Genomic DNA, 6,238 nt, shown 5'->3' on the forward strand with positions numbered 1-6,238 from the left:
AATTTTATTGGAGCTGGAATATGCTTGATGTTTTTATAACAAATGGTCCATGGTTAATTGCCGCTGCGGCTATTTTTGGTTTCTTCATGGCATGGGGAATAGGCGCAAACGATGTTGCCAATGCCATGGGGACCTCTGTGGGCTCAAAAGCGATCACCATAAAACAAGCCATTATCATTGCTATGATTTTTGAATTTGCGGGATCCTATTTAGCGGGAGGCGAAGTGACCAATACCATTCGAAGCGGTATTATCAATCCCCACTACTTTATCAATATTCCTCAATATCTGGTTTATGGCATGCTGGCCTCTTTATTAGCAGCAGGGACTTGGTTAGTCTTAGCTTCAGCCTTAGGTTGGCCAGTGTCCACAACCCACTCTATTGTCGGCGCCATCATAGGTTTTGCTTCTTTTGGCGTGAGTCCTGATGCCGTCGAATGGGGGAAAATCAGCGGTATTGTGGGATCTTGGATCATTACTCCAGCTATTTCGGGTACATTGGCTTATCTTTTGTTTCAAAGTGTTCAAAAACTCATCTTTGATACTCGCGATCCCTTGAGAAATGCTAAACGTTTCGTTCCCTATTACATGGGGCTAGCGGCTTTTGTGCTCTCACTTGTCACCTTAAAAAAAGGCTTATCGCACATAGGGCTCAATATGACGAATGTCGAGTCCTATACTATTGCTTTCGCGATTGCGGTTTTAGTCAGTATTCTAGGCATGCTGATTATTAGCAGGTTGAAACTGGATCCTAAAGCCGATAAAGACAGCCACTTTGCTAATGTTGAACGGGTTTTTGCCATATTAATGATCATGACCGCCTGTTGTATGGCCTTTGCTCACGGCTCAAATGATGTCGCCAATGCTATTGGCCCTTTAGCAGCCATAGTCTCCATTGTAAATAGTGGCGGCGTGATTGCCAGCCAATCCCCATTAGTCTGGTGGATTTTACCTTTAGGTGGTTTAGGTATAGTGCTAGGACTGGCTATTTTTGGTCAAAGAGTCATGAAAACCATTGGCTCACATATCACTCATCTCACACCCAGTCGAGGTTTTGCCGCTGAGTTATCCGCCGCTTCAACCGTTGTCATCGCCTCTGGTACTGGGTTGCCTATCTCAACCACTCAAACCTTAGTTGGCGCCGTATTAGGCGTCGGTATGGCAAGAGGCATTGCGGCAATCAATATGGGCGTCGTGCGTAATATTGTGATATCTTGGATAGTGACCTTACCCGCTGGTGCCGCATTGTCCATTGTCTTTTTCTATATTATTAAAGCTATCTTTAATTAACTCGAACTCGCAAAAATTAACTTAGTTAAATAATCGCTACTGATAGAATAAGCCAGCTATAATAATGCTGGCTATTGCTCCCTTTATCACCTTCCTTTTGAGAAAATCACTCTCTATGACTTCTCATTCAGTGTTCATTTATTGTCCACACCAGATAAGAATTCACTAATAATCTAAATAAAAACAACAGGTCAGACCGCATTTAACAACAAATAAGAAACAATTACAAAACAAATAAAAAACATAAAGATCAATTTAAAAGCATATATAAATCATACAATTAAAAATAACACGCAAATATTTCACACTTTTAGAGCGCAAGTTTTACTTTAGTCTCATTTTTTTCCTTATTCCCTCCCAACAAGCGTTAATAAAAGGTTAATTATTCACATTGTTACTCTCATTTTTTATTAGCCATTAAAACGGATTGCAGGTATAAAATAATTAGGAAAACAATGGAGTCATAAAAAGGATCGTTTTTATCAATGAAAGTTTTTGTTCCCATTGCTATAAAAATTGCTATAAAAAGTGTATTCCTATTTTTTGTAAATACTTAAATACAACACTTACATAAAAAACTTAAATAAAAGACTTAATAAAAGAATAGAAGGAGTTTTAAACTAACTGAAATAATATTAAATACATCCAATAATAATAAAGATAATAATTAAACATAATTATATTCTAATAATAGGATTTATCTTATTGATGTTAGTGTCACTATTAAAATAAAAATGAGAAAAATTAAATTAATTAATTTTATTAAACATAAAAAATAATATTTATCGCTTCAACTATTACCCTGACTTTGTATGATTAAAAAGGAAATATAACAATGAAAAAAATGACTCAAAAAATAATCAAATCTGCTTTTGCACTTTCTTTAATCAGTGCCAGTGCCAGTGTCATGACATCAGTCTATGCCACAACTATCGATCCCATTGATTATGACACAGTGACTGGCACTAATGGCCAATTTATTGATTTAGAGTCTGATGCCTTTTTGCTTAAACAAGATGAGTGGTATACCATTCAAGCTTATGTAGAAGAAGCAATGCGCCTTCCGATTACGGAAGCATCCATGATTAATGCCTTTGCGATTCCCAGTAACGTGGAATTCACCACTTTTCAGCCCTTATTGGAAGAGTACGTTTCAGTTAACGCTACAGCCGATAATTGGAACCGCACACTCTACCCAAACATTGTTAGTTTAGCCCTTGAACTAAGCAACTACGCTGATATTCATGCCATGTTTATGCAGCCCTTACTCGATAGCTTAGTGACAATGAAAACCGCTGCAATGTCCGGTGATTTAGTCACAGCAGAAACACAGCGCGCCGTTTCCATTTCATTGCTCAATATTCTCAAATCATACGCTGTCACTCGAGAAGCAGATACCGCAAAAGCCGAGGTCGATTTACTTAATTTTGCCGCCGATATCGCCTTACAAAGCGGTCAACTTGACACCCTTAGAACTACCCATGCAGAGTACTTGCTCGATGATGGCAGTGATTTAAAAACACAGATTGCTGAAATTCAAGCCAGAGTCAATCAACTCAATGCCGAATATGATAAATACGTTACCATAGCCGCCACAACTGTGACTTACGCTTGGGTTCCTGTTTACGGCATTCTTGCCGCAGCCCCCGTAGCAGGCATTTATGGCGATAAAGCAGAGAAAGCACGCAAAGAAAGGAATCAATTAAAGGCTGACATTAAAGAGCTACAAGCGCAATTAACCTATAGAGAAAATATCTACGTCTCTTATCAAAAGTCTTACACTAGCATCATTGGAATGGAAGATAAAATTCGTGCCGCAATCCCTCATGTCAATAAATTGAAGGGCCACTGGCAAGGGATCAATGCCGATTTCGACGTCATGCTAGAACATATCGCATCAACAGAAGGTGAAGATGGGCTAGACAATGCGTTAGCATTAGTCGCCAGTATCACAGCCTCACTAACGGTTAGCCAAATTCAAACTGAATGGCAAGAAATCTCCGCTAAAGCAATGGAATTTGCTCAAAATGCCTACATTATCGTCGAAGATGAAGCCTTGTAATTTAGTCAAGGCCTATTAATTTAGATTATTTCAAATGCCGTATTTAAACATATATGTTCATTTAAATACGGCATTATAACATCAAATAATGATGCTCTTAAAAAGTCACCTTAAGTAAAAAATTAATTTACAACCAAAAATACATCAAGCCATATTGAAAGGAATGTCTATGTGCACCTTATTGTCCAGTCGCTTATTTAAGCGCAATAAATACTCAACGCACTTACTCTCAAGCACTGTGTTGACCACCAGCTTATTATTCAGTTTTCATTCTCATGCTAATAACTGGACTGATTTTCACGGATTAACTGAGCCGACAACTCTGCCTCAGCATATTTCAGAAAACACTTATGAGATCAGTGCAACCTCTATGATTGTTGCCGATTTACAGGTTAATTTGTCTGATGTCTTAAGCGATCCACGTATTGGCTCAGAAAAAACCACCAGCATTGTAATTGTTGCCGATACAATTACGGTACCCAATCACTTTGTTTTGTCTTTAAAAAATCAATCCTTATTTATTTTTGCTCGACAAATTAATGGCGAAGGCCATGGCACAATCACATTAGACAGTAGCATGCAGAGCAATGAAATGGTGGGAATATTCACTCAAGAATTAACCGCTAATTTAAGCACGCTCGCAATCCAATCTGATGGTCATTACGACCTGACCCCCATTCAAGCAAGCGATTTGGGTCAGGGCCAACTTATTACACAATTAGCAGGCCAACATCAAACACAAGATATTAGTGGCGACTTGAGTGGTTACCTTCAGCTTAATCTAAATGGTTATCAGACTGTTTTTGAAAAAACCTTTGATATGGCGGCTTCAATTTATGATCAAAACCCCAGCTTAAGTTTAAGCATGCTGTCATGGATAGAAAGTCACCTGAGATTATCCCCCACGGTATTAGAAAATAATCCTTTTCTTGCCAATCTATACCTACAGGCGGCCAACCTAAAACAATTTATCCAATATGCCAGTCAAAGTGATAATTATGTCCCCTATCTAGATAGCATGCTATACCAGAACACTTATTCCAGCTATTTAGACACAATGCAAGACTATCAGAGTCAATATGAACGTTTTGTGGATCAAGGCAAAACCACCAGTGCGAGAAAAGCTGACGCTGAGCTCATGCTTGATAATTTGAAAGATGCGGTTCAAGCTGAGGCGGCCATTGCCGAACAAGCTTTACTGAATATCTCGGAATTAGAAGACGCACTTGCCAACATTAAACAAACATTTTCAGCTCAAGAGTCCAGCGTTTTCTCTGCACGTTCAGCCTTTCTCATCGGCCTTGAAAATTGGAAAACGAAACAAGAACTGCAAGTCGCTTTAGAAGTCTTTACTGCGGTAAGCTCCATTGGTTCCGCCATGGCCGGCGCATTTGTGGGAAATGTTGAAGGGCTGAACTCGCTAGCTGCCGATATTCCAGATACAGCAATACAGTTAACCGAGCTAGCGCTTAAAATAAAGCTTGTTGCTGGCGTATTAGAAAAAGTCACCGGAGCGGTCAATGGTATGGCCAGCCTCACAACAACAGTCAAAAGAGATTTGCTCTATGATAAAGTGGCTGACAACTTTGAAAACCTAACCTTTACGATCCCTTCCCTCCATGAAAGCAATAATGCTTGGGAAGTATTATTAATTGATGTGCGTTCTCACCTTCGCTGGGCCAGTAGTCTCGGTGTTGTCGGTGCAACAGGTTACTTAGCCGAACTTGAAAAACTCATTGTTTACGGTAAATCCATTAACGCAGTACAAATTGATCTGGCTCAAGAACAATCTCGTCTCGTTGAATTATTAATTGCAGCCGAAGTCAATAAGAACCAAGTTGAACGTATTGAAAGCTTACTGGCAAATATTGAAGATGAACAAAGTACATTACTTGAACTTGAAACACTCTTTTACCGCAACTTAAATAGCCTGAAACGTCCCATGTTTGTTGCCCTCTCAAACTATGAGGCGGCCTTTCGTTATTGGGGCTTAAGAGAGAGTCAAGTCAGTCCCTCCTTAAATAAGGATTACTTAGCATACAAACTGGATTTGGCGACATTAAATAATGAATACAATCAAGCACTTAATAACTTCACACCTTCACCGCAAGATTTCGCTATTAGCCAAATAGAAATCACGGATCCACAGCAACTCGCCGATTTCGCCGCGGATGGTTCTTTAAGTGTCCATATTAATCAAGATCATAGTGCTTTTAGTTTATTTGACAGAGTGCGTTTAAGTACCATAAGAGTCGTATTGCAGGGCAGTCAACTCCCCATAGATACAAACTACTTTATTGATATTGAAAGTAATGGCGAATACCAAGATCGTTGGCAAGGCACAGAATATACCTTTAATGCTAACCCATTATATCGCCTATTTGGCTATGAACTACAGGCTGGTGACAGCAATAATGTTCAATATAGTCTGATCACTGATGGTAAAATTGCCGATCAATTCGCGTTTGCTTACTTCGAACCCACTCCCTTCTCGACTTGGTCATTTTCATTAAGAGAACCGAGTCATATTGATTTAAATCTCGTCGAGAGCATTCGACTTGAATTTATGGGAAATGCCATTCCTAAAAACTAAAAAACACCATCAAACAGTGTCATTATTGGCACTGTTCACTTCTTTACTCACATCGTCTCCCCGTGGATCCATTTCATTGGTCACAGGACTCAAAGTCGTCACAAAAGTCGCCTCCTGCTTTTGCTCATCGGGCACTGATGGAGTGGTTTGCTTACGCCATAAAATAAACAGGCTCAGTGGCGCTGTCATCACAATAATAAAAATAACCACACCATAATTAACCTGAACTCGGGATAAGAAATTGAACTAATAGCCCTCTTTGTGATCAGATCTTTCGACCAAGATTAATCAATC

General features: G+C 39.3%; 4 protein-coding genes. 3 read left to right on the plus strand and 1 reads right to left on the minus strand.

Annotated elements, in window-relative coordinates; genetic code table 11:
• Positions 1-20: 20 nt before the first annotated feature.
• The 3 genes from Q0791_RS11455 to Q0791_RS11465 all read left to right on the plus strand — a co-directional run bounded on the left by Q0791_RS11455 (position 21) and on the right by Q0791_RS11465 (position 5,944).
• A complete protein-coding gene (locus Q0791_RS11455) occupies positions 21-1,289 on the plus strand; it encodes an inorganic phosphate transporter (protein WP_299006268.1) in 1,269 nt (422 codons plus the stop codon).
• 835 nt (positions 1,290-2,124) lie between these two features.
• Entirely contained in the window at positions 2,125-3,351 is a 1,227-nt protein-coding gene (locus tag Q0791_RS11460; protein ID WP_299006270.1) for an alpha-xenorhabdolysin family binary toxin subunit A, read from the plus strand.
• Positions 3,352-3,520: 169 nt separating this feature from the next.
• On the plus strand, positions 3,521-5,944 hold the full coding sequence (locus Q0791_RS11465) for a hypothetical protein (protein WP_299006271.1): 2,424 nt from the start codon (positions 3,521-3,523) through the stop codon (positions 5,942-5,944).
• A gap of 9 nt (positions 5,945-5,953) precedes the next feature.
• Here the strand turns inward: Q0791_RS11465 and Q0791_RS11470 are convergent, their stop codons facing one another.
• On the minus strand, positions 5,954-6,154 hold the full coding sequence (locus Q0791_RS11470) for a hypothetical protein (RefSeq protein ID WP_299006273.1): 201 nt from the start codon (positions 6,152-6,154) through the stop codon (positions 5,954-5,956).
• Positions 6,155-6,238 lie beyond the last annotated feature (84 nt).

The organism is uncultured Shewanella sp., from assembly GCF_947495455.1.
GTDB lineage: Bacteria > Pseudomonadota > Gammaproteobacteria > Enterobacterales > Shewanellaceae > Shewanella.

What these genes read in the sequence shown, in the direction of transcription:
- Q0791_RS11455 (WP_299006268.1), top strand. Translation starts at nt 21, where the DNA reads ATGCTTGATGTTTTTATAACAAATGGTCCATGGTTAATTGCCGCTGCG.
- Q0791_RS11460 (WP_299006270.1), top strand. Translation starts at nt 2,125, where the DNA reads ATGAAAAAAATGACTCAAAAAATAATCAAATCTGCTTTTGCACTTTCT.
- Q0791_RS11465 (WP_299006271.1), top strand. Translation starts at nt 3,521, where the DNA reads ATGTGCACCTTATTGTCCAGTCGCTTATTTAAGCGCAATAAATACTCA.